This is a genomic window from Paenibacillus sp. FSL H7-689 (assembly GCF_000517905.1).
In the GTDB taxonomy this organism is placed as follows: Bacteria; Bacillota; Bacilli; order Paenibacillales; family Paenibacillaceae; genus Paenibacillus; species Paenibacillus amylolyticus.
Genome location: NZ_ASPU01000002.1, coordinates 359,020 through 381,112 on the forward strand (window position 1 = coordinate 359,020; position 22,093 = coordinate 381,112).

Sequence of the window (22,093 nt, forward strand, 5' to 3'; positions counted from 1 at the left end):
TCGTCCTAAACCTGCATTCCAGCGCTCTTTATCCGCTGTTGTCAGGTTGACTATCGCGCACGAGCAAGGTATGATGTGTGTAGGTTTTTTGAAGAACAACGTGGAACGGGAGTAGTAGACAGTATGACCTTTCAGAGAGTGGAATTGCAGCGCTGTGAGATTCCGCAGGAACCAACTGATCGAAGTCGCCCGGGAGTTGCCTGTTTGAATACAAGGGATGAATGAGATTTATCGTCATTTATTACTGAGGTAGGATGGGCCGGTAGCAGCCGTTATCTGCTTGAAGTGTCACGTCATGTACAGAGGGTGAAGTCTATCTTGCTGTAGGCGTGAAACAAAGGTGGTACCGCGAAAGCTAACCTTTCGTCCTTTGATGGATGAAAGGTTTTTTTTGTTTTTTTTGGCGAAGATGATGAAGTAACGGAGGAATGACACATGTCTGAGGAAAAAAAATCAGCTGCAACAGAAATGCCGACCACTTACGATCCTAAGGCGGCAGAGGATAAATGGTACTCCACCTGGATGGAGCGTGGATATTTCAAAGCCGGGCAACGTAAAGATGCCGAGCCGTATACAATTGTAATTCCACCCCCAAATGTGACCGGGATGCTGCACATTGGGCATGCGCTTGATTTTACACTGCAGGATATTCTGATCCGCACCAAACGGATGCAAGGTTATGATGCGCTGTGGCTTCCGGGTTCCGACCATGCAGGTATTGCTACTCAAACCAAAGTGGAGCAGAAGTTGCGTGAAGAAGGTCTGACTCGTTATGATCTGGGACGTGAGAAGTTTCTGGAGAAAGTATGGGACTGGAAAGATCAATATGCCACTACCATTCGTCAGCAATGGGGCAAAATGGGATTGTCGCTTGATTACTCTCGTGAACGTTTTACGCTGGATGAAGGCCTGTCCCAAGCGGTTCGCAAAGTATTTGTTCAACTGTATGAAAAAGGCCTTATTTACCGAGGCAAACGCATCATTAACTGGGACCCGGTGAACCGGACAGCTCTGTCCGACATTGAGGTTGAATATAAAGAAGTTCAGGGTCACTTGTACCATCTGCGTTACCCACTCAAAGACGGAAGTGGCTACGTTACAGTGGCAACAACGCGTCCTGAAACGATGCTGGGTGATACAGCGGTTGCTGTTCATCCGAAGGATGAGCGTTATGCAGATATGATTGGTAAAGTACTTGTACTGCCTATCATTGGACGCGAAATTCCAATTATCGCTGATGATTATGTGGATAAAGAGTTTGGAAGTGGTGCAGTTAAAATCACGCCTGCGCATGATCCAAATGACTTTGAAGTAGGTCTTCGTCATGATCTGCCTCAGATTACGGTAATGGATGAGAGCGGCACAATGAATGCTGAGGCAGGCAAGTATCAGGGACTGGATCGCAGTGACTGCCGCAAGCAGATTGTTGCTGACTTGAAAGAGCAGGGCGTATTGATCAACATTGAGGATCACACGCATCAGGTTGGACACAGTGAACGTACCGGAGCTGTTGTTGAGCCGTATCTGTCTACACAGTGGTTCGTTGAGATGAAGCCACTTGCAGAGAGAGCGATTAAAAAACAACAGAGCGGCGAAGGGGTTAATTTTGTTCCAGATCGTTTTGAGAAAACCTATCTGAACTGGATCGAGAACGTTCGTGACTGGTGTATTTCCCGTCAACTGTGGTGGGGACATCGTATACCTGCTTGGTATGATGAAGAAACAGGTGAAATCATCGTATCTGCTGAAGATCCAACAACGCTGCCAGAGTATGCTGGACGCAAGCTCAGACAGGACGAAGACGTACTCGATACTTGGTTTAGCTCCGGCTTATGGCCATTCTCCACACTAGGCTGGCCGGAAGATACGGAAGACCTGAAACGTTATTATCCGACAAGTGTACTTGTGACAGGGTATGACATCATATATTTCTGGGTTGCACGTATGATTTTCACTGCATTGGAATTCACCGATGAGATTCCGTTCAAGGATGTGCTGATGCATGGTCTTGTCCGTGATGCAGATGGACGTAAAATGTCCAAATCACTGGGCAACGGTGTAGATCCGCTGGATGTGATTGAGAAATACGGCGCAGATGCAATGCGTTACATGATCTCAACCAGCAGCACGCCAGGTCAGGATCTGCGTTTCCGTTGGGAACGGGTGGAGCAGGCTCGTAATTTCGCCAACAAGATCTGGAATGCTTCGCGCTTTGCATTGATGAATCTGGAAGGATTCACCTATGAGGAACGTGACATTAGCGGAGAGCTTGGTACAGCGGATTATTGGATTTTGCACCGTCTGAACGAAACTTCCCGCGATATTACGCGTCTAATCGAAGCGTATGAATTTGGGGAAACGGGTCGTGTGTTGTATAACTTTATCTGGGATGACCTGTGTGACTGGTACATTGAGTTTGCTAAGCTGTCCTTCTATGGGGAAGATCCGGTTGCCAAGAAGAAAACACAATCGGTGCTTGCTTATGTGCTGGATCAGACCATGCGCCTGATTCATCCGTTTATGCCATACATCTCCGAAGAGATCTGGCAGCATCTGCCGCATGAAGGTGAGACCATTACGCTGGCATCATGGCCGGTATATGATCCTGCTCTTGAGAACCCAGAGGCTGTTGCCGAGATGAACCTGCTTATGGATACCATTCGTGCAGTGCGAAACATTCGTGCAGAAGTGAATGTGCCGATGAGCAAAAAGATCGAGCTGATGGTCAAAGCAAATAGTGCGGAGACGTCCAGCATCATTGCGCGTAACAGTCACTACATCAAACGTTTCTGTAATACGTCCGAGTTCGATAGTGGGCTGGATTTAAACTCACCGGATAAGGCAATGACTGCGATCATTACGGGGGCAGAACTATACTTGCCGCTCGCAGGTCTTATTGATATCGAGCAGGAAGTGGCTCGTTTGGAGAAAGAGTTGGAGAACCTTGAGGGCGAAGTTCTCCGTGTAGAGAAAAAGCTGGCGAACGAAGGCTTTGTAGCCAAAGCTCCTGCCAAAGTTATTGAGGAAGAGCGCGCCAAACAAGCAGATTATTCCGATAAACGGGATAAAGTGATTGCACGAATCAAGGAACTTAAAGGTTAATATATGTGGGTCGGATGGAGAGCCATTATGCCATCCGGCCGCTTTTTTCACTCAAACTCGGGACCGAAGGTGAATCAGATGACGGAATTAGACGGGACAGATGCAGCAGCTCCTTTACTTACGTACAACGAGGCCGTGGACTGGATCAATGGCCTTATTCCTTTTGGCATCCGACCTGGATTGGAACGAATCGAGAGTCTGATGTCCATGTTAGGCAATCCACACCAACGTCTCAAATTTATTCATGTCGCGGGAACGAACGGCAAAGGTTCGACTTGCGCTTTTTTGACGTCAGTGCTTCTTCAGGCTGGATATGATGTGGGTACCTTTACGTCGCCTTATATCACCAAGTTTACAAACCGTTTTCAATACAACGGTGAGGATATTCCTGAAGAAATCCTGCTTAAGCTCTCAAATCGATTACATCCACTGGTCATGGAAATGGTTTCCACTCCGCTTGGATCACCCACGATGTTTGAGGTGTCCACGGCTCTCGCGCTTCTGTACTATGCAGAGGAGTGTTACCCTGACGTTGTGGTATGGGAGACGGGGCTAGGGGGAAGGATGGACGTAACGAATATTGTCGCACCTGTTGTGTCCGTCATCACCAACATTGGTATGGATCATACGGATGTGCTTGGAGATACGATTGAGCAGATTGCTGGAGAAAAGGCAGGTATTATCAAGCCGGGAGTACCCGTTGTGACTTGCGCGACTCAACCCGAAGCTGTGAAGGTGATTCAGGAGAAAGCACAGCAGCTTCAATCAAGCGTGTATTTGGCTGGAGATCAATTCTCTTATCATAGACTGGACAGCAATGAGAACGGACAATCTTTTCATTTTACAGGCCCGTTCCGTGATCTGGACGTTCGCATACGCATGCAGGGCTCACATCAATGTGACAATGCAGCGGCCGCACTTATGGTGCTTGAATTGCTTAGACAATACATGGCATTTATGCTGGATGACAACGATATTGCACTTGGACTGGAGAATGCTTTCTGGGCAGGAAGATTCGAAAAAGTCGTCAATGAACCCCGAATTGTGCTAGATGGAGCACATAATCCGGAAGGGGCAGAGTCACTGGCCAAGAGCATTATGGATGTCTATCCGCACAACAAGTTAATTTTGATGATGGGTATGTTGGCAAATAAGCATCACGAAGCGTATTTGCAGCATATACTGCCACTAGTGGATACGCTGATCCTGACCGAGCCAGATTTCCGACGCAAAATGGATGCAGCCGAATTGCTGCAGATTGTCGAACGGGTACGTCCCGCCATTGCGAAGCAGGAACTGGAAATCATCGTCGAGCCCGAATGGGCAAAGGCACTTGATCTATTGAAGTCACGGACGGAAGCGGAAGATCTGGGGGTGGTCTCCGGCACACTGTACCTGATTGCGGATGTGCGGGCAGCCCTTTTGCATCAAACCGATTCTGAAAAAGGTTGGTGAAAGTTTTGTTAAATACATCGGAACACGTTCATTTTATAGGGATTGGCGGATATGGCATGAGTGCCATCGCAAGAGTTATGTTGGAAATGGGATACACCGTTACCGGATCGGATGTCGCTTCACAGGAGTTGACCGAGAAGTTGGCAGCCAAGGGAGCGAAAATATATATCGGACATACGGCAGAGCACGTCACTGGAGCAGATCTTGTTGTCTACTCTACAGCAGCGCCTGCTGATAATGTGGAACGGGTAGCAGCTGCAGAGCTGAACATTCCGATTCTGCATCGTTCCCAGATGCTTGCACGTTTGTTGAACGAACGTAAAGGTGTGGCTGTAGCTGGGGCTCATGGTAAAACAACCACTTCATCCATGATTGCACTTGTTATGGATAAATGTGATACAGATCCGACATACATTATTGGCGGAGAAATCATGAATGTGGGTACTAACGCGAAGGCCGGTCAAGGCGACTGGGTAGTCGCTGAAGCGGACGAGAGCGATGGTTCGTTTTTGCAGTACCATCCATGGCTCGGTATTGTAACCAATATTGAGGCAGATCATCTGGAGAATTACAACAGTGATTTTGAGGAGCTCAAAAGGGCTTATGTGCAATTCCTGAGCCAGATTCGTCCGGAAGGAACAGCGATTGTGTGTTCTGACGACGAGAATGTTCAAGCGATTTTGCCAGAACTCAAGTCACGGATTACAACCTATGGTATTGATCGTGCTGCAGATTATACGGCAACAGATATTGTACTGGGCGATCGCCGTATCTCCTTTACGATGAATCATCAGGGTGCTGCTATGGGCACGGTGGAATTATCAGTGCCGGGTAAGCATAACGTTTATAATGCAATGGCTACTGTGATTACCTGTTTGGAAGCGGGCATTCCATTTGAGAAGATTGTAGCAGCCATCATCCAATTCCACGGAGCCAAACGCAGATTCCAGGTATTGGGTGAGGCGCGCGATATGCTGATCATCGATGATTATGCTCATCACCCGACTGAGATTGAAGCTACCATTAGTGCCGCCAAAGCAACGGGCAAACGCATTATTGCGGTATTCCAGCCACAGCGTTATACGCGGACGTTCTTCCTGCTGGATGCGTTCAGTCGTGCTTTCGCGGAAGCGGATGAAGTGCTTATTACGGATATCTATTCTCCAGCGGGCGAAAAACAGATCGAAGGGGTAACCTCAGCCAGACTGGTTGAACTGATCGTTCAAAACAGTAATGCTTCTGCACGTTACCTTCCTACAAAAGAAGAAGTGGTAGCTGATCTGCAGCATCGTCTGCAGCCAGGAGATCTTGTGATTACGATGGGCGCAGGTGATATTTGGAAAGTCGGCGATACACTTGCCAAAGGTTTGAAATAGATCAATTGAGAAATCGCCTGTCTTCGATACGAAGCAGGCGTTTTTTGCGTTATATGGAATGTATTCTCCGGTCTCTGCATATAGCTTATATAAATGGGACAAAGGAGAGGGTACGGGTGAGCAATGCTAGAATGACGTTTCGCTTCGGGGATCATGAGTCGGACAAGCCTGAAAACAAGAGGATATCCGCGTCCAGTCCATTGGTGACGTTAAGTGAAGAATTACCGCATAATCAACCGCTAACGCCTAAGATGGATACAACCCCATCATGGACGCCTGAGGATATCCCCGGAGACTGGGGAGAGACGGTGCTGACAAGCTCTACTGTACCTGAACCTGACGAGCGGGTGAGTCATGATTCGAACTTGAACTTGGATGAGGCCCATTTTTTTTGGAATCGTTCCGGTTACGGTTATGTTAATCACACCGATAATCCGGAGGAAGGGCGTCGTGATCTGCCCAATACCCATGATGATCAAGGCCACGACTGGCTTGCAGATTCGGAGAACTATTCCTATAAACGCAATCGCCCTCCAAGGGGATGGAAAATGATTGGTTCTGTCACTGGGGCACTTGTTACCGGAGCGCTTTTTGGTATGGTTATTCTTTCATTTTTTAATAAAGAAGGAGCCGCGAAGCCAGGCGATCTTCTGCCCGTCAATCAGGCAGTTTCCACTGTGACGGATCAGGAGGGGACTGCAGGTACAGAGCAGCAGCTTCAGACAGTGGCGACTGGCAGTACGTATTATGCACTTCAATACGGCGTGTTCAGTTCTCCTGAACGAGCTGAGCAGGCCAAGCTTGAGCTGGCTCAGGCAGGTATAGCCGCAGGTTCTGATCCTGAAGATGGCAATCGAGTATATGCAGGCATTTCGGCTGATCGTGAAGAGGCCAAGCTACTTAGCTCCAGGCTAAAAGCCCAGGGAGTTGAACTGTATGTCAAGGAGATTGTGAACCCTGAGATCAATCCGGCTATATTCGGTGGCAAACAAGAGGATGTGCAGCTTTTCTTCACAAACAGTTCTGCACTGGTGGAACAATTATCTACTTTGTCCATTCAGCAGCTGGGACAGTCTGCTCCGGCAGCAGTTTCTACAGAAACGATGACCGCGATTCAAAATAAGCACGAGTCTTGGCTGACGGGATTGAATAGTCTTACACCTGGCCTGACCGCAGATGTACAACCTATTATTGGTGGAATGGAGAAATCAATGAACAGTGCAATTACGGCTATCGCGGAGTACAACAAAAACCCGGATGATGTACACATGTGGTCCGTGCAGTCCGATCTGATGGAATATGTACTGCAGCAGAAAAAATGGCTCGAAGCGATAAAGCAGTAACATGCTCTTTCCCATAACAACGCTTGGAAATACCCATCCGGCAAGGAACTGGAAATAGTTCCCCTTGCCGGATTTGTGTTTGTATTGACGTACAAAACCCCGTATAATAATGTGGGTGTCAAAAAATGGCGAGGGAAGATTACCGATGAAAAAAAACTTCGGCATGTTATTGCTGTTTCTGCTGCTCGGCTGGATGGCCGGAGCGTGGATCGCCAAGGCACTGCAGCCTGTAAAGGCAGTAGCCTTTCTTACGAAAGCCACGACCATACGTTGGTCGCCACAGGCTGATCTGGATATTATCAGTTATAATATTTCACTTCAATTTCAAATGAGCCTTCTGAGTCTGATCGGTATGATTGCCGCTGTGTGGCTGTATCGCAGACTGTAGGAGAATGACGAGTTATGACGAAAAAAATTAAACCAGTGACATCTATTATCGTGATCCGGACAGGATGTTGCCGTGGCATAAGGAGCCGTTCATTTTGGATAACACTCAACAGCGCCCTATTATTCTGGCCTCCACATCGCCTCGGCGCAAAGAACTGATCGCATCACTCCACCTAGCGTTTGATGTAATACCAAGTCATGCCAATGAAGATACACCACCAGAGTGGACACCTGAACAGACGGTACAGGAGCTTGCATTGCGCAAGGCGCTTGCCGTGTATCGCGGGCTTGAAGGCCGCGAGCAGGAAGCCATTATTGTTGGCAGTGACACCGTTGTTGTTCTGGATGGTGAGATTCTAGGCAAACCCTTAGACGAAGCGGATGCTGAACGTATGTTATCCCGGCTGCAGGGCCGCGTACATCGGGTGTTTACGGGCGTCGCTTGTATTGATGCGGGCAATGGACAGTCGTTAGTTCATTACCGCCAGACTGATGTAACGATGAAAGAGCTGTCGGGTGCTACCATCCGTGCTTATGTGCAGACAGGTGAGCCTTCAGACAAGGCAGGATCATATGCCATTCAGGGCATTGGTGCTTCACTGATCGACCGCATTGAAGGATGTTATTTTAATGTGGTTGGCTTGCCGCTATCTTTGCTAAGTGATATGTTGGACGGGTTCGGCGTACATGTGTTGCCACGAACATGAATGAAGCCAAATGTTGTGAAATGAAAAGAGGGAACATATGGAGTCGCCTCAATACATGATGCGCGACATCCCCCAGGAAGAACGCCCGAGAGAACGCATGATGGAATACGGGGCGGGCGCCTTAAGCCATGCTGAATTGCTGGCAATTTTACTTCGAACAGGCACAAGACAGGAGTCCGCAGTGCATATGGCACAGCGGATTCTGGCCGAAACGGGTGGCATTCGCTCGTTGATGGATTTGAGTCTGGAAGAACTGACCGCGATGAAAGGGATCGGCAATGCCAAGGCTGTGCAATTGAAAGCTGGCATTGAGCTGGGTCATCGGATTGCCAAGAGCAGACTCACACAGTCGACTTCAATTCGTACACCGCGTGATGCTGCTGATATCCTGACCGAACAATTGCGTTACTTGCAAAAAGAACATTTTGTGTGTCTCTTTCTGAATAGCAAAAATCATATTATTGCCCAGGAAACACTCTCCATGGGCAGCCTTAACGCTTCGATTGTACATCCACGTGAAGTGTTCCGGGCTGCCATCAAATGCAGCAGCGCATCAATTGTGTGCGCACACAACCATCCGAGTGGTGATCCTACGCCCAGTCCGGAGGATATCCAAATAACCAAGAGACTGATTGAAGCAGGCGCAATTGTCGGCATTGACGTGCTTGATCATATTATTATCGGAGATGGAACGTACGTAAGTTTGAAGGAGAAGGGCTTAGTATAATATAATGGTTGGCGTTGATGTTTTCCTATGAATGTTAACGGCGTTGTCCGTAAAAGATAGGTTCACTTTACAAATGCAAAAAAACAAATGCGAATATTAGCTCCACGTATTGCGTGGGAATATAATTATTACGCTCTGGATCAGAATAGAGCGGCTATATGAGGCAGAAAAGGAGATTATGTTATGTTTGGTGGTTTTACGAAAGATTTGGGTATTGACTTGGGGACAGCTAATACGTTGGTTTATGTACGAGGAAAAGGAATTGTGGTGCGAGAACCTTCGGTTGTCGCTATACGGACAGATACAAATAGCATCGAGGCAGTAGGTGAAGCCGCCAAAAAAATGATTGGTCGTACACCAGGCAACATCCGTGCCATCCGTCCAATGAAAGATGGCGTTATTGCCGATTTCGATACAACGGCAACGATGATCAAATATTTCATCCGTGAGGCACAGAAACAACGCTCCATGTTCCAGCGTCATCCAAACGTGATGGTATGTGTACCATCCGGGATCACGGCAGTAGAACAACGCGCGGTTGAAGATGCAACCAAACAGGCTGGGGCACGTGAAGCCTACACAATTGAAGAGCCTTTTGCTGCTGCAATCGGTGCAGATCTGCCTGTATGGGAACCAACGGGTAGTATGGTTGTCGATATTGGTGGCGGTACAACGGAAGTGGCTGTTATCTCTCTTGGTGGTATTGTAACGAGCCGTTCGGTTCGTGTAGCAGGTGACGAGATGGATGAATCCGTTATCCAGTACATCAAACGCCAATACAATCTGATGATCGGTGAGCGTACATCGGAGCAATTGAAGATGGACATCGGATCAGCAATGCCATTGGAGCAAGTAGAAACGATGGAAATTCGTGGACGTGACCTAGTTACAGGTCTGCCGAAGACAATTACGATTACTTCGGACGAGATCAGTGAAGCGCTGGCTGATACCGTGAATGCAATTGTTGAAGCGGTAAAAGTAACACTGGAAAAATGCCCGCCTGAACTTGCTGCTGATATCATGGATCGGGGTATTGTTCTTACAGGTGGTGGGGCGTTACTTCGCAACCTGGACAAGCTTCTCGCTGGTGAGACAGGAATGCCTGTCATTGTGGCTGAGAACCCGCTGGATTGTGTAGCAATCGGAACAGGTAAAGCGCTTGAGAATATTCATTTGTTCAAAAGCAGAAGCAGTTCGGCAGTTCGTTCCAAACGTTAATTGGTATTTGCCTAACTTGGTATAGCGACCAAGTGGCAAGATATCTTTATAGAGGACCCGGTTAACCCCGGGGATGAGCTATTACCCGCTTAACAGGGGAGGATCGGCTGATATTCTCGCAGGGACTACAGGTCTGACAGTCTCCCCGCCGGGCATGGCTCGGAAGAGAATATGGATGTTAGAGGGTGTTCGAACTGTTTAAACTGCTAGGCAACAAAAGACTTTTTGTTTTGCTGGTGGGCCTTGTTACATTTATCGCGTTAATGGGCTTTACGCTCAGTCCGCGAACCACTCTATCCTGGCCGGAGAAATTCCTGAAGGATTCAGTTGGATTTGTACAATACGTATTTTACAAGCCCGCTTCCTATGTAGCGGGCTTTTTCAAAGATGTAGCGAACATGCGTACGGTATATGAAGAGAATGAAGAGCTCCGCATCGCGATGGGTCACTATACCCGGGATCGACTGAAGTACAATGATATGGAGCAAGTGAATGAGCAGCTTCAGAAAGCGCTCAATTTCACAGAAGAACAGAAGAATCGCTATAATTACGGTTCACGAATTGCTCAGGTTATCAGTGCCAATTCGGATCCAAATAGCAGAACCATTAACATTGATATCGGTGAAAATGCGGGAATCAAGCCGGGGATGGCCGTTACCTCCCAGGAAGGGCTGGTCGGCGTGATCAGTCATGTCAGCTCATATACATCAACGGTTAATCTGTTAACGTCCATGGACGCCAATGATCCGACATCCAATGCCATTGCAGCAACGGCGGTAGGTAAAGAGAAAGTGTTTGGTATGATTGAGAGCTACGATCCGAAGACGGGCATGCTCAAGATGACCAAAATCTCGGAAGATTCTAATATCCAAAAGGGTGATGAGATCATCTCTTCGGGGATCATCAATAACTTTCCCAAGTATATGCGGATTGGTGAAGTGAAGAGTGTCGAGAAAAGTGAGTATGGTTTAACCAAAACAGCTACAATTGAGCCATATGCAAGTTTCCTTGACTGGAAAGAGCTGATTGTCATTATCCCGCCTGAGGTAAAAGAGTAATGGTGACACGCAAGCAAGTTTTGTTCCTGTTACTATTCGTTTTGTTCATTGCGGAAGGCACAATTTTACCGCTGCTCATCCCTTCTGGCTGGCAGATGCGTATTTCTGCCAATCTGGTCTATATCGTAATTTTGTTTATCGCTGTATATCATCATCGACACACGGCACTAGTACTCGGTATATTTTTTGGACTATTGCATGACGTTGTATTCTACGGCGAGATGATTGGACCTTATGGATTCTCGATGGGATTATCGGCATATATGATGGGACTCATTTTTCAAGCACCTCGTGCACCCTTGCCGGTTATGGTATCGGTTGTCATTTTGGGAAGTCTGCTTAATGACACCATGCTATTTTTCCTGTACAAGCTCTTCCAACTTAACCACGTGACCTTTGACTGGGCGTTGATTGAATACATGATTCCTAATTTGTTCATTCATTTTGTGTTTGCCTTGATCATTTATGTCCCCCTTCGGAAACAACTGGAGCGGATCGGCAAGAGACGGAGCAAGACAGAAGAAGCTTCCTAAATACATTTATGGAGCGCAAAGCAGGAACTTGGGGCCCCGGGCACGAAATGTAATGAGATGGGAGGGACAGGCTTATGACGGTAAAATCGAATCACGTAACGATTAAAGGCATCCGAGACGGCCTGGTTTTCCTGTTGGACGATCAATGTGAATTCGAGGAATTGCTCTATGAGCTCCGCTATAAGCTGGAACACAGCCATCAAAATATTTTGACCGGACCGATTGTTCATGTGGATATCAAGTTGGGTGCCCGCGAAGTGACAGAGGAACAGAAAGAAGCAATCCTCGATATATTGAAGCAAAAAGGGAATCTGCTTATTCGATCCATCGACTCACCTGCACTCCAACCGGAGGTTAAAGGACCACCGCCGATTGTAACCATGTGTGGTATGGTGCGTTCAGGTCAGGTGCTTCATCATGAAGGAAATCTCCTGTTTCTTGGGGATATCAATCCGGGGGGCACAGTGACGTGTACCGGAGATATATATGTGTTGGGTTCACTCCGAGGTATGGCTCATGCCGGAATTGGCGGGGACGAGGAAGCAATCATTGCCGCTTCGGTATTTGCACCGACGCAGCTACGGATTGCGGATATCATCAGTCGTCCTCCCGATGAATGGGAGAGCCGAGAGACCGGAATGGAATTTGCTTACTTACAGGACAATCAGATGCAGATAGACAAAATGAGCAATATCGTTCGGTTACGCCGAGATTTTAATGTGTTTAAAGGAGTGTAGCTCATGGGAGAGGCGATCGTGATCACTTCGGGTAAAGGCGGCGTGGGTAAAACAACCACCTCGGCAAACATCGGGACAGCGCTGGCGCTGCTCGGCAAAAAGGTTTGTCTGGTAGATACCGATATCGGCCTTCGTAATTTGGATGTCGTGATGGGACTCGAAAACCGTATTATTTACGATCTGTGCGACGTTGCGGACGGCCGCTGCCGTCTGAATCAGGCTTTGGTCAAAGACAAGCGTTTCGAAGAATTATACATGTTGCCTGCGGCGCAGACGAGAGACAAAAACTCAGTGTCGCCAGAACAGGTCAGAGATATTATCCTTGAATTGAAAAAAGATTTTGAATACGTCATTATTGATTGCCCAGCCGGCATAGAGCAGGGTTTCAAAAATGCGGTAGCAGGAGCAGATCAGGCCATCGTGGTCACTACACCGGAAAATGCTGCAGTACGTGATGCGGATCGTGTCATCGGCCTACTGGAGAGTTCGCACATTCAATCACCAAAGCTGGTGGTGAATCGAATTCGCAATAATATGGTTAAATCGGGTGACATGTTAGATATCGATGGTATTTTACAAGTACTTAATATTGACCTGATTGGCATCGTGCCTGATGATGAACTGGTCATCAAAGCGGCCAATTCAGGAGAACCTACGGTCATGAATCCGGATTCACTTGCGGCAATTGCGTATCGCAACATTGCACGACGCATTCTGGGAGATACGGTCCCATTGATGCAGCTGGAGCAGAAAAAGGGCGCTTTTACTCGTTTCAAAAAGTTCTTGGGAATGGGTTAACTCATTTAAATGGACTTATTCATTATCTAATTACATGACAGCCGTGGCTTATAGCCCGGCTTTTTTTGTTACCTGCGGGCAGGCTTGTTCATATTATCAACCACCTCTTCATAGGATGTAGTAAACAAGCCTCGGCGGGAGGACATTCCATGAACACGAAACTCAGAATCAAGCAGAGACGAGAAGAACGTATCCGGCGACTGATGGATGGTGCCACTGTGGAGGTCTTACAGGAGCAGAAATTAGGTTCACTGTTGGACAAGAATGAGATCATACACCCAAAACCATTTACGCCTAGTGAGGGGACACAGGAAAGAGATCCGGAATGGTTGTGGAAAAAAGAGAATGGTCATTTCGTTCCAGGGGGGCATTCGAGATTCAACCTGTTCAAGTCACTTCTCAAACGGACGGTTATTAGCGCTTTGATATTTGGCGGAGTATGGGGTCTATTTCAGTTGGATACATCGTGGACGACATCACCCAAAACAGTAATTGCGGATGCACTCCATCGGGATATGGATTTTGCCTCAGCATCGGCTTGGTATGAACGGCATTTTGGAGGAACGCCTTCGTTTCTTCCGGTCCTCGGACATACGACGGATGCTGTGAACGGATTGAAAGTAAGGCAGTTACTGGGCAAACCGATCTCAGGCACAGTGGTTCAGCCATTCGCGCTGAGCATGAAGGGAATTGAGATCGTACCGGATGCCGCAGGTGCAGAACTTATACAGGTCGCAAGTTCTGATGCTGGGCGTGTCATGGAGGTTATCGGAGATGCAGCAAGTGGATTCACAGTTGTCATCCAACATACAGGCAATGTCACGGCAATATACGGTCGGCTGAACGAAAGTGAAGTGAGCGTGAATGATTGGGTGGAAGCGGGGAATCCAGTGGGGAGTCTCAAGGCTAAGGGTGGTGAACAACCGGCTACGCTCTATTTTGCAGTCAAAGAGGGGGAGGAGTACGTAGACCCGGCGGAAGTTGTTGCCCTTGATTAGGGTGTGGGGAGTCCATATTACGTTTCATCCGTTTTTTGTAATTATCATGATGGCCTCCCTTCTGACTGGACATTTTATTGAGCTTATTACGTTGTTTGCCATCGTATTTATTCATGAATGTGGACATGCTGCGGCGGCAGCACTTCTGGGCTATCGTGTCTTGTCGATCCAGATGCTTCCTTTTGGAGGAGTTGCGGTTATCGAAGATGGAGGTACGATCACGGCCTACCGGGAAATCATGATTGCTCTGGCTGGTCCATTACAAAACATCCTGATGGTTGGCGTGGTTATGCTGTTGCAGTATGGCAATCTGGGCGATCCGGTATTTCTCAACTATATCATTCAGGGGAACCTGCTCATTGCCCTATTTAATCTGTTGCCTGTACTTCCTCTGGACGGAGGTAAAGTTGTTCAGGCACTTGTCAGTCTGTGGGCACCTTACTATACAACATTAATGTGGACTTACAGAATTAGCATTCTGTGTAGCGTAGGGGTTATTTTATATGCTATCAGCCGATGGTTTACTGGAGACTACGGCCTACCGCTCAACATTCTGTTAATCGGCCTTTTTTTGTTCTATTCCAACGTAACGGATTACCGAAATGTGCCCTATCGCTTTATTCGTTTTCTGATGAATCGAGAGGGTGCGTTTGCTCGTCACGCGGCTACTGGCAGTTTGGCGCAGCCAATAATCTCATTCCCGGCGAAACCTTTGGACACTATTTTGCGTCTATTAAAGAGAGAAAGATACCATATGGTATACGTGATGAACAGACAGGGTCGAATTATGGCCGTATTGCCTGAGCAACGGATTATCGGTTCCTATTTTCAACAAAATGGTAATAAATTGTAGTGTTCTGGTGGACCTGTTCTGAAATGGGTTAATATATGTACAATGAGAATTGAAAAGATACTGAAATGGATGTGGATGATTTGAATTGTCTTCTAGAGGTGAAGCCATGAAACAAATGATAGTACATAATGAACATAACCTCATGCAAATGGCGCTTCTGGAAGAAGGCAAAGCTGTGGAATTTACGGCAGAGCGTACACGTGATCGTGGACTGCTGGGTTCCTTTTTCAAGGGACGGGTCGTGAATGTGTTACCAGGTATGCAAGCTGCTTTTGTGGATATTGGTCAGAAAAAGAATGCGTTTCTCTATGTGGACGATGTGTTGCATCCCCATCTGGAGAAACAGCCCAAGGTGAAGCCTTCCATCTCGGAGTTGCTTCGTCCGGGTCAGGAAGTCATTGTTCAGGTTCTGAAAGAACCGGTAGGAGGCAAGGGAGCCCGGGTGACGACTCATTATTCACTCCCGGGCCGTTGGCTTGTCTACATGCCTGTTGCTGACTATGTAGCGGTATCCAAGAAAATTGCCCGTGAAGGGGATCGTTCCCGTCTTAAGGCACTTGGGGAGCAACTGAGGCGGGATGAAGAAGGACTTATTATTCGGACCGTATCTGGAGAAGAGCAGCATGAAGCCATTAAGTCGGACTTGGAAACATTACGCGCGCAGTGGTATCTGATTCGTGAAAAAGCGGACAGTTTGCCTTCACCAAGCCTCTTGCATCGGGATCATAGCATGGTACAGCGAATCATCAGAGATGTGTATACGCCAGGGAGTGACGAAGTCATCACTGATAGTGAAGGACAAGCCCGTGAGGTAAAAGCATTGCTCGAAGAGATTAGTCCTGGTCATCAACCCAAAGTACAGGTGTATCGAGGAACAGAATCCATCTTTGCTGCCTATGGTGTGCAGGAACAGTTGAATAAGGATTTTGCTCGGAAAGTGTGGTTGCCCGGCGGCGGATACATTGTTATTGATCATACCGAAGCTCTGACTGTAGTGGATGTGAACACGGGTAAATATACGGGAGCTGGCGGTGACAGTCTGGAAGAGACCGTGACAGAGACCAACATACAAGCAGCAGTGGAGATTGCTCGTCTGATGCGCCTGCGAGATATCGGTGGCATGATTATTGTCGACTTCATTGATATGGAGGAAGCTTCGAATCGGCATGAAGTCGCAGCAACCTTGGAGGGTGAGCTCAAGAAGGATCGGACCAAAGCGTTTGTAATGGGTTGGACCAAGCTGGGTTTGCTCGAACTTACCCGTAAGAAAGTGCGGGAAGAAAGTACGTTACCCTATGTGGAGCCGTGTTCTTCCTGCCATGGAACGGGAAAAAGATATATTTCACCTTTGCATTGATTTTTGATATATTGCGTGATATAATCTTCAAGTATGTGTTTAGCCTAATGGTCTTGCACATGCTGTAACCGCACTGGCCGGGTATAAGAACAGTTCCGCAAGGACACTGTCACCTGAGAACGGGCGAGTCTGAGACATGAGGAGGTGCAAGGCAAATGTACGCAATTATTGAAACAGGCGGCAAACAGTACAAAGTCCAAGAGGGCGATGTACTGTTCATCGAGAAATTGACTGCGAACGATGGCGAAAGCGTAACGTTCGACCGTGTCCTGGCTGTATCTAACGATCAAGGTTTGACAGCAGGTACACCATTGATTTCCGGAGCTACTGTAACGGCTAAAGTGGAGAAACATGGCAAAGGACAAAAGGTTATCGTATACAAATACAAACCTAAAAAGAACTACCATGTGAAGCAAGGTCACCGTCAACCGTACACTAAAGTAACTATCGAAACAATCAAAGCGTAAAGAAGGTGCGATAAGTGATTATCGTTCAAATCTTTCGTGATGAGGACGGGAACATCGAACGTTTTTCCATTGAAGGGCATGCTAATTTTGCCAAGCGGGGAGAAGACATCGTATGTGCCGGGGTATCCGCTGTTACAGTGGGTACGGTGAACTCGATTGAAACATTGACCGGTGTCGAAATGGATGCCAAGATGAAGAATGGCTTTTTAAGCGGTTCTTTACCTTTGTTAGAGAGAGGGGAAACTTGGTCCCAGGTACAATTGTTACTCGAATCCATGGTGGTTATGCTCTCTAATATTGCAGAGTCATACGGGAAGTATATTAAAATACAGCAATTCAAATAAGCAAAGAAGGAGGACAACCAATCATGTTGAAATTAAATCTTCAGTTATTCGCATCGAAAAAAGGTGTAGGTTCCACGAAGAACGGACGTGACAGTAATGCTCAACGTCTGGGTGTTAAACGTGCTGATGGTCAAACTGTAACTGGTGGTAGCATTCTCGTTCGCCAACGCGGAACGAAAATTCACCCAGGAACTAACGTTGGCATCGGTAAAGATGACACTTTGTTCGCGAAAATCGACGGCGTTGTAAAATTCGAACGTTGGGGACGCGATCGCAAAAAAGTAAGCATCTATCCTGTTAATGTTGCTCCTGTAGCAGCAGCAGTAGAAGCGTAATATCGGCATTCCGCCTAAGGAGCCTTCGGCATTTTTGCCGAAGGTTTTTTGTATTCAACGGTTATTCGATAATGAACTGGCAGAAAAGACATGTTATACTTGGTTACGGTGGGTGTAGACCAACCGAGTTTTGTAGAACGGGGAGAAGCCATGAAATCTTGGAAAAGAGTGCCGTGGATTGCGGCATGTTCACTTCTGATTCCTTTGGTTTTCGTTATGTTGTATCCGGCGATGATCTCAAGCGTCGTGTGCGCATTGTGGTCCGTCGCAGTATTGCTCATTTCTGTGAATGCGATGAAGAAACAGGCGGAGGCGGAACGCAGAGCCATCATACAATCCATGGAAAAAACAGCAATTGCTTCATTAAATCATCATCGACACGACTGGATGAACGACCTTCAGGTGTTATATGGATATCTTCGGCTGGGCAAACTTGATAAATCCTTGCAATGTGTGGAAAGAATAAAAGAGCGGGTTACAGAAGAAAGCCGAATCTCCAGATTAGGTATTCCTTCCCTCGTATTTTATCTTCAGTCTTTTCGCGCCAGTGGAATTGCGCTGGAATTGCATGTGGAAATAGAAGATGAGTTGCAGCTTAGTGCTCTGGTCTCTCCCGAGGATGGCGAGTCACTTACCGGGGCGATTGCGGATGCAATCAGGGCCTATCAATATGGCGGCGGCCGGTCTTCTTGGGGAGAGGTTCGCAAACTGACCTTAAACTTCGGACAGGATCATGGAGATGTGGTTGTCCGACTGGACGGGGATCAAACACCCGATCCGGAAACACTGCGGCAGCTTACTGCCGTACTCAAAGGAAAAAAAGTCAGAACGGAGCAGTTTCCGTCTGAGGATACGTTTATACAATTCAGAATGCCGTGTGGAATATAGGAAGAAGGGGTTAACCAATGTTTGTAGATAAAGCGAAGATTTATGTAAAAGCCGGAGACGGAGGGGACGGAATTATTTCGTTCCGTCGTGAGAAGTATGTACCAAACGGCGGACCTGCCGGGGGCGATGGAGGCAGAGGAGCTGACATCATTTTCCGGGTGGATGAAGGTTTGCGGACGTTGATGGATTTTCGTTACCAGCGTCACTTCAAGGCCCCACGTGGTGAGAAGGGACGTAACAAAAGTCAGCATGGTGCAAACGCGGAGAACATGATTGTACGCATTCCACCAGGAACTATCATCTTGGATGAAGACAGTGGAGAAGTACTGGCGGATATGACACGTCACGGTCAACAGGTTGTTATTGCTCGTGGTGGTCGGGGCGGACGAGGGAACATCCGATTTGCTACACCGAACAATCCTGCACCTGAACTTGCCGAGAATGGTGAAGAAGGACAAGAGCGTTACATCGTACTCGAACTGAAAGTGATGGCAGATATTGGTCTGGTTGGTTTCCCGAGTGTCGGGAAATCTACATTGCTTTCTGTCGTTTCGTCAGCCAAGCCAAAGATCGGTGCATACCATTTCACAACCATTACACCGAATCTGGGTGTAGTCGGTGTAGGAGAAGGCCGAAGCTTCGTTATGGCCGATTTGCCTGGACTGATTGAAGGTGCGCATGAAGGTGTCGGACTGGGACATGAGTTCCTACGTCATGTCGAGCGTACTCGGATTATTGTTCATGTCGTAGATATGTCGGGTTCGGAAGGACGCGATCCTTTTGAAGACTGGCAGAAAATCAATGACGAATTGAAGTTGTACAATCCGCTTCTCGCCGAGAGAACGCAAGTTGTAGCAGCTAACAAGATGGATATGCCAGACTCTGAAGCGAACCTGGAGCAATTTTTACAGCAAGTTCGTGAAGTTCAACCTGATATTGAAGTGATGCCAATTTCATCCTTGACTCGTAAAGGGATTCAAGAACTTCTGTATCGTGCAGCTGATCTGCTGGATCAGGCTCCAGACGAGCGAGTGGTTGAAGAGGTAGCAGATGTATCTGAACGTAAAGTATATAGTCTGGACAAAAAAGAAGACGATGGTTTCAAAATTGTGCGTGAGAACGAAATGTTCGTTGTCGAAAGTGCCAAGATTGACCGCATGATGAAACGGATGCAACTGAACTCGCATGAAGCTATACTGAAGCTCGCACGTACATTGCGTTATATGGGTGTGGACGCTGAGTTGCGTAAGCGCGGAGCTGTAGAAGGTACCATCGTTCGTATTGGAGACTTTGAATTCGAATTCGTGGAAGGTAGCAGTTACTACTAAGTAGCCGTCTTCCGTGGAGAGACAGATTGATATAGGAACGCAGAGAAGTGGGAAGTTGACCCGCAACTCTGCGTTTTTTTGTTTTTTCCTGACATGGGAGAGGAATAAACTTGTATACTGTGAGGAACGTATTTCAAAAAATAGGCGTGTCATGTATTGCCCTTTTGTCATAGATCCTATATAATGTCCACTATATGAATACATGAGTCTTTGAGGAGAGGACGTTCTGTGAACGAACGCTATTACTTAGTACGGGAAGATATTTTACCAGAGGCAGTGGTGAAGACCATGCAGGTAAAAGAACTACTGGCTTCTGGGGATGTTAAAACAGTGCATGAGGCGGTTGAACAGGTCGGATTAAGCCGGAGTGCCTTTTACAAGTACAAAGATGGAATTCATCTGATCAACCAGCTTGAGCGCGAGAGAATTGTAACGATCTCCATTGATCTGGAGCATCAGTCGGGGATCTTGTCTCGTGTGCTTGGACATGTAGCTGGTTATGGAGCTAACGTACTCACGATTAATCAGAGTATCCCGCTTCAAGGAAGAGCCAATGTTGTCATTTCGGTGGAAACGACACATCTTCATGGCGAAATTGGTGAAATGCTGGATCGAATGCAAGATATGCCTGGCGTAAGACGTACACGTATTGTAGGCCAAGGGTAATTAGGCTTTAACATACAGGACTGACGGACAAGAATAGACATTAGGGGGTAGATCGTTAGTGAAACCGGTAAAAGTCGGATTGTTGGGTCTGGGAACTGTCGGAACGGGAGTCGTTCGCATTGTGGAAGGGAATCAGGAGGATCTGAGCAGTCAGGTTGGGTCGCCGATTATCATCGAGAAGATCGCAGTGAAAAATACAGAGAAAGAACGTGTTATTGCTGTAGACCGTGCCAAGCTTACGGAAGATCCTTGGGAAGTCATTCGTCATCCGGATATTGATGTCATCGTTGAAGTCATGGGCGGCATTGATCAGACGAAGGAGTATATTCTTGAAGCGTTGGAACGTGGGAAACATATCGTAACAGCAAACAAAGATCTCATGGCACTGCATGGTACAGAGATTTTGGCGAAGGCACAGGAAAAACAATGTGACGTGTTCTATGAGGCGAGTGTTGCTGGAGGGATTCCGATCATTCGTACGCTGATTGAAGGTTTCTCTTCTGATCGGATTACCCGCATTATGGGGATTGTGAACGGAACAACGAACTTTATTCTGACCAAAATGAGTCAGGAAGGTGCATCCTATGAAGAAGTACTGGCTGAAGCACAGGCTCTGGGATATGCCGAATCGGATCCAACATCCGATGTGGAGGGACTTGACGCAGCTCGCAAAATGGCGATCTTGAGTACACTCGGTTTCCGTACCAATGTGGAGTTGAAGGATGTAACCGTTAAAGGAATATCCTCCGTAACTCGTGAAGACATTATGTATGCCAAAAGACTGGGCTATGAGATGAAGTTACTTGGTATTGCGGACCGTATTGGCGATGAGATCACGATCAGCGTTCAGCCGACAATGGTTAGACAGAATCACCCGATTGCTTCAGTCAACGGTGTGTTCAACGCAGTATATGTACACGGTGAAGCTGTAGGTGAGACGATGTTCTACGGTGCGGGTGCGGGAGAACTCCCAACGGCAACTTCGGTTGTAGCTGACATTGTGGCGGTTACCAAAAACCTTAAACTTGGCGTGAACGGTCTCAAAGCAATTGTGCCTTATAAGATTAAGCGACTACAAAGCGACGAGCAAATCGTGTCGAAAAACTTTATTTTACTACACGTAGACGACAAAGCCGGTGTATTGGCACAAATCACACAAATTTTCGCAGAATATGATGTCAGTCTGGCGTCGGTTGTTCAACAGCCGAATGAGCACAACCCGGATGCCGAGATCATTATCGTTACACATAATGCAAGTAAGGCAAGCATGGATAAAGTGTTAAAACATTTTGAATCACTCAGCGTCATTCGCCGCATTAAGAGTGTTTACCGGGTCGAAGGATAATTGTCCTTATTCCATACGGCACCTCAAAATTATTTCAGTTATAACGTACAAGTTAATCATATCCGTTTCAA

22 protein-coding genes and 2 other annotated features are annotated in these 22,093 nt (G+C 47.2%); all 22 genes read left to right on the plus strand.

What is annotated here, in order from left to right; translation table 11 throughout:
• Positions 1 to 92: 92 nt before the first annotated feature.
• Positions 93 to 374 (plus strand) — a binding site (T-box leader).
• A 61-nt stretch (positions 375 to 435) separates the two neighbouring features.
• Positions 436 to 3,102 (plus strand): valine--tRNA ligase, encoded by a 2,667-nt coding sequence (locus tag C170_RS01530; RefSeq protein ID WP_036605901.1) that lies wholly within the window; start codon positions 436 to 438, stop codon positions 3,100 to 3,102.
• A 78-nt stretch (positions 3,103 to 3,180) separates the two neighbouring features.
• Complete coding sequence (locus tag C170_RS01535) at positions 3,181 to 4,557, plus strand: bifunctional folylpolyglutamate synthase/dihydrofolate synthase (RefSeq protein ID WP_036605960.1); 1,377 nt, start codon at positions 3,181 to 3,183, stop codon at positions 4,555 to 4,557.
• 56 nt (positions 4,558 to 4,613) lie between these two features.
• On the plus strand, positions 4,614 to 5,933 hold the full coding sequence (murC, locus tag C170_RS01540; RefSeq protein WP_047841184.1) for a UDP-N-acetylmuramate--L-alanine ligase: 1,320 nt from the start codon (positions 4,614 to 4,616) through the stop codon (positions 5,931 to 5,933).
• Between the two features lie 116 nt (positions 5,934 to 6,049).
• A complete protein-coding gene (locus C170_RS01545; protein ID WP_051446928.1) occupies positions 6,050 to 7,276 on the plus strand; it encodes an SPOR domain-containing protein in 1,227 nt (408 codons plus the stop codon).
• Between the two features lie 145 nt (positions 7,277 to 7,421).
• Positions 7,422 to 7,664 (plus strand): DUF4321 domain-containing protein, encoded by a 243-nt coding sequence (locus C170_RS01550; protein WP_036605903.1) that lies wholly within the window; start codon positions 7,422 to 7,424, stop codon positions 7,662 to 7,664.
• Positions 7,665 to 7,728: 64 nt separating this feature from the next.
• The gene (locus C170_RS01555; protein ID WP_179086612.1) at positions 7,729 to 8,370 is read left to right on the plus strand and encodes a Maf family protein; all 642 of its coding nucleotides are present in this window, start codon (positions 7,729 to 7,731) and stop codon (positions 8,368 to 8,370) included.
• Between the two features lie 37 nt (positions 8,371 to 8,407).
• Positions 8,408 to 9,097, plus strand: coding sequence for a RadC family protein (gene radC, locus C170_RS01560; protein ID WP_017692611.1), 690 nt, complete (start codon positions 8,408 to 8,410; stop codon positions 9,095 to 9,097).
• Positions 9,098 to 9,280: 183 nt separating this feature from the next.
• Positions 9,281 to 10,315: a rod shape-determining protein gene (locus tag C170_RS01565; RefSeq protein WP_017692612.1), complete on the plus strand. Its 1,035-nt coding sequence runs from the start codon at positions 9,281 to 9,283 to the stop codon at positions 10,313 to 10,315.
• A 185-nt stretch (positions 10,316 to 10,500) separates the two neighbouring features.
• Entirely contained in the window at positions 10,501 to 11,373 is an 873-nt protein-coding gene (gene mreC / locus C170_RS01570) for a rod shape-determining protein MreC (RefSeq protein ID WP_036605905.1), read from the plus strand.
• Positions 11,373 to 11,906: a rod shape-determining protein MreD gene (gene mreD, locus C170_RS01575; protein ID WP_036605906.1), complete on the plus strand. Its 534-nt coding sequence runs from the start codon at positions 11,373 to 11,375 to the stop codon at positions 11,904 to 11,906. Before mreC ends, mreD begins: the two co-directional genes overlap by 1 nt.
• A gap of 74 nt (positions 11,907 to 11,980) precedes the next feature.
• Positions 11,981 to 12,643 carry a septum site-determining protein MinC gene (gene minC / locus C170_RS01580; protein WP_036605907.1) on the plus strand — a complete coding sequence of 221 codons (663 nt, stop codon included), beginning with the start codon at positions 11,981 to 11,983 and terminating at the stop codon, positions 12,641 to 12,643.
• Between the two features lie 3 nt (positions 12,644 to 12,646).
• Positions 12,647 to 13,441 (plus strand): septum site-determining protein MinD, encoded by a 795-nt coding sequence (gene minD, locus C170_RS01585; protein WP_036605908.1) that lies wholly within the window; start codon positions 12,647 to 12,649, stop codon positions 13,439 to 13,441.
• A 149-nt stretch (positions 13,442 to 13,590) separates the two neighbouring features.
• A complete protein-coding gene (locus C170_RS01590) occupies positions 13,591 to 14,439 on the plus strand; it encodes a M23 family metallopeptidase (RefSeq protein ID WP_036605909.1) in 849 nt (282 codons plus the stop codon).
• Entirely contained in the window at positions 14,432 to 15,292 is an 861-nt protein-coding gene (locus C170_RS01595; protein WP_036605910.1) for a M50 family metallopeptidase, read from the plus strand. The genes C170_RS01590 and C170_RS01595 overlap by 8 nt, the downstream gene beginning before the upstream one ends.
• Positions 15,293 to 15,398: 106 nt before the next feature.
• Positions 15,399 to 16,649 carry an Rne/Rng family ribonuclease gene (locus C170_RS01600; RefSeq protein WP_036605911.1) on the plus strand — a complete coding sequence of 417 codons (1,251 nt, stop codon included), beginning with the start codon at positions 15,399 to 15,401 and terminating at the stop codon, positions 16,647 to 16,649.
• 56 nt (positions 16,650 to 16,705) lie between these two features.
• Positions 16,706 to 16,790, plus strand: a sequence feature (ribosomal protein L21 leader region).
• Positions 16,791 to 16,804: 14 nt separating this feature from the next.
• Complete coding sequence (rplU, locus tag C170_RS01605) at positions 16,805 to 17,116, plus strand: 50S ribosomal protein L21 (protein ID WP_017692620.1); 312 nt, start codon at positions 16,805 to 16,807, stop codon at positions 17,114 to 17,116.
• Between the two features lie 14 nt (positions 17,117 to 17,130).
• Positions 17,131 to 17,460 (plus strand): ribosomal-processing cysteine protease Prp, encoded by a 330-nt coding sequence (locus tag C170_RS01610; RefSeq protein WP_036605912.1) that lies wholly within the window; start codon positions 17,131 to 17,133, stop codon positions 17,458 to 17,460.
• Between the two features lie 23 nt (positions 17,461 to 17,483).
• Entirely contained in the window at positions 17,484 to 17,795 is a 312-nt protein-coding gene (rpmA, locus tag C170_RS01615) for a 50S ribosomal protein L27 (RefSeq protein WP_017692622.1), read from the plus strand.
• Between the two features lie 90 nt (positions 17,796 to 17,885).
• Entirely contained in the window at positions 17,886 to 18,683 is a 798-nt protein-coding gene (locus C170_RS01620) for a Spo0B domain-containing protein (protein ID WP_017692623.1), read from the plus strand.
• A gap of 17 nt (positions 18,684 to 18,700) precedes the next feature.
• Entirely contained in the window at positions 18,701 to 20,011 is a 1,311-nt protein-coding gene (obgE, locus tag C170_RS01625) for a GTPase ObgE (protein ID WP_036605913.1), read from the plus strand.
• Between the two features lie 228 nt (positions 20,012 to 20,239).
• Positions 20,240 to 20,677: an ACT domain-containing protein gene (locus C170_RS01630; RefSeq protein ID WP_017692625.1), complete on the plus strand. Its 438-nt coding sequence runs from the start codon at positions 20,240 to 20,242 to the stop codon at positions 20,675 to 20,677.
• Between the two features lie 58 nt (positions 20,678 to 20,735).
• A complete protein-coding gene (locus C170_RS01635) occupies positions 20,736 to 22,022 on the plus strand; it encodes a homoserine dehydrogenase (protein WP_036605914.1) in 1,287 nt (428 codons plus the stop codon).
• Positions 22,023 to 22,093: the final 71 nt, after the last annotated feature.

Coding starts and splice junctions, on each gene's coding strand:
- C170_RS01555 (WP_179086612.1), top strand. CDS start 7,729: ATGTTGCCGTGGCATAAGGAGCCGTTCATTTTGGATAACACTCAACAG.
- C170_RS01600 (WP_036605911.1), top strand. CDS start 15,399: ATGAAACAAATGATAGTACATAATGAACATAACCTCATGCAAATGGCG.
- C170_RS01620 (WP_017692623.1), top strand. CDS start 17,886: ATGTTATACTTGGTTACGGTGGGTGTAGACCAACCGAGTTTTGTAGAA.
- mreD (WP_036605906.1), top strand. CDS start 11,373: ATGGTGACACGCAAGCAAGTTTTGTTCCTGTTACTATTCGTTTTGTTC.
- radC (WP_017692611.1), top strand. CDS start 8,408: ATGGAGTCGCCTCAATACATGATGCGCGACATCCCCCAGGAAGAACGC.
- C170_RS01530 (WP_036605901.1), top strand. CDS start 436: ATGTCTGAGGAAAAAAAATCAGCTGCAACAGAAATGCCGACCACTTAC.
- C170_RS01550 (WP_036605903.1), top strand. CDS start 7,422: ATGAAAAAAAACTTCGGCATGTTATTGCTGTTTCTGCTGCTCGGCTGG.
- minD (WP_036605908.1), top strand. CDS start 12,647: ATGGGAGAGGCGATCGTGATCACTTCGGGTAAAGGCGGCGTGGGTAAA.
- C170_RS01535 (WP_036605960.1), top strand. CDS start 3,181: ATGACGGAATTAGACGGGACAGATGCAGCAGCTCCTTTACTTACGTAC.
- obgE (WP_036605913.1), top strand. CDS start 18,701: ATGTTTGTAGATAAAGCGAAGATTTATGTAAAAGCCGGAGACGGAGGG.
- murC (WP_047841184.1), top strand. CDS start 4,614: ATGAGTGCCATCGCAAGAGTTATGTTGGAAATGGGATACACCGTTACC.
- rplU (WP_017692620.1), top strand. CDS start 16,805: ATGTACGCAATTATTGAAACAGGCGGCAAACAGTACAAAGTCCAAGAG.
- C170_RS01590 (WP_036605909.1), top strand. CDS start 13,591: ATGAACACGAAACTCAGAATCAAGCAGAGACGAGAAGAACGTATCCGG.
- C170_RS01565 (WP_017692612.1), top strand. CDS start 9,281: ATGTTTGGTGGTTTTACGAAAGATTTGGGTATTGACTTGGGGACAGCT.
- rpmA (WP_017692622.1), top strand. CDS start 17,484: ATGTTGAAATTAAATCTTCAGTTATTCGCATCGAAAAAAGGTGTAGGT.
- minC (WP_036605907.1), top strand. CDS start 11,981: ATGACGGTAAAATCGAATCACGTAACGATTAAAGGCATCCGAGACGGC.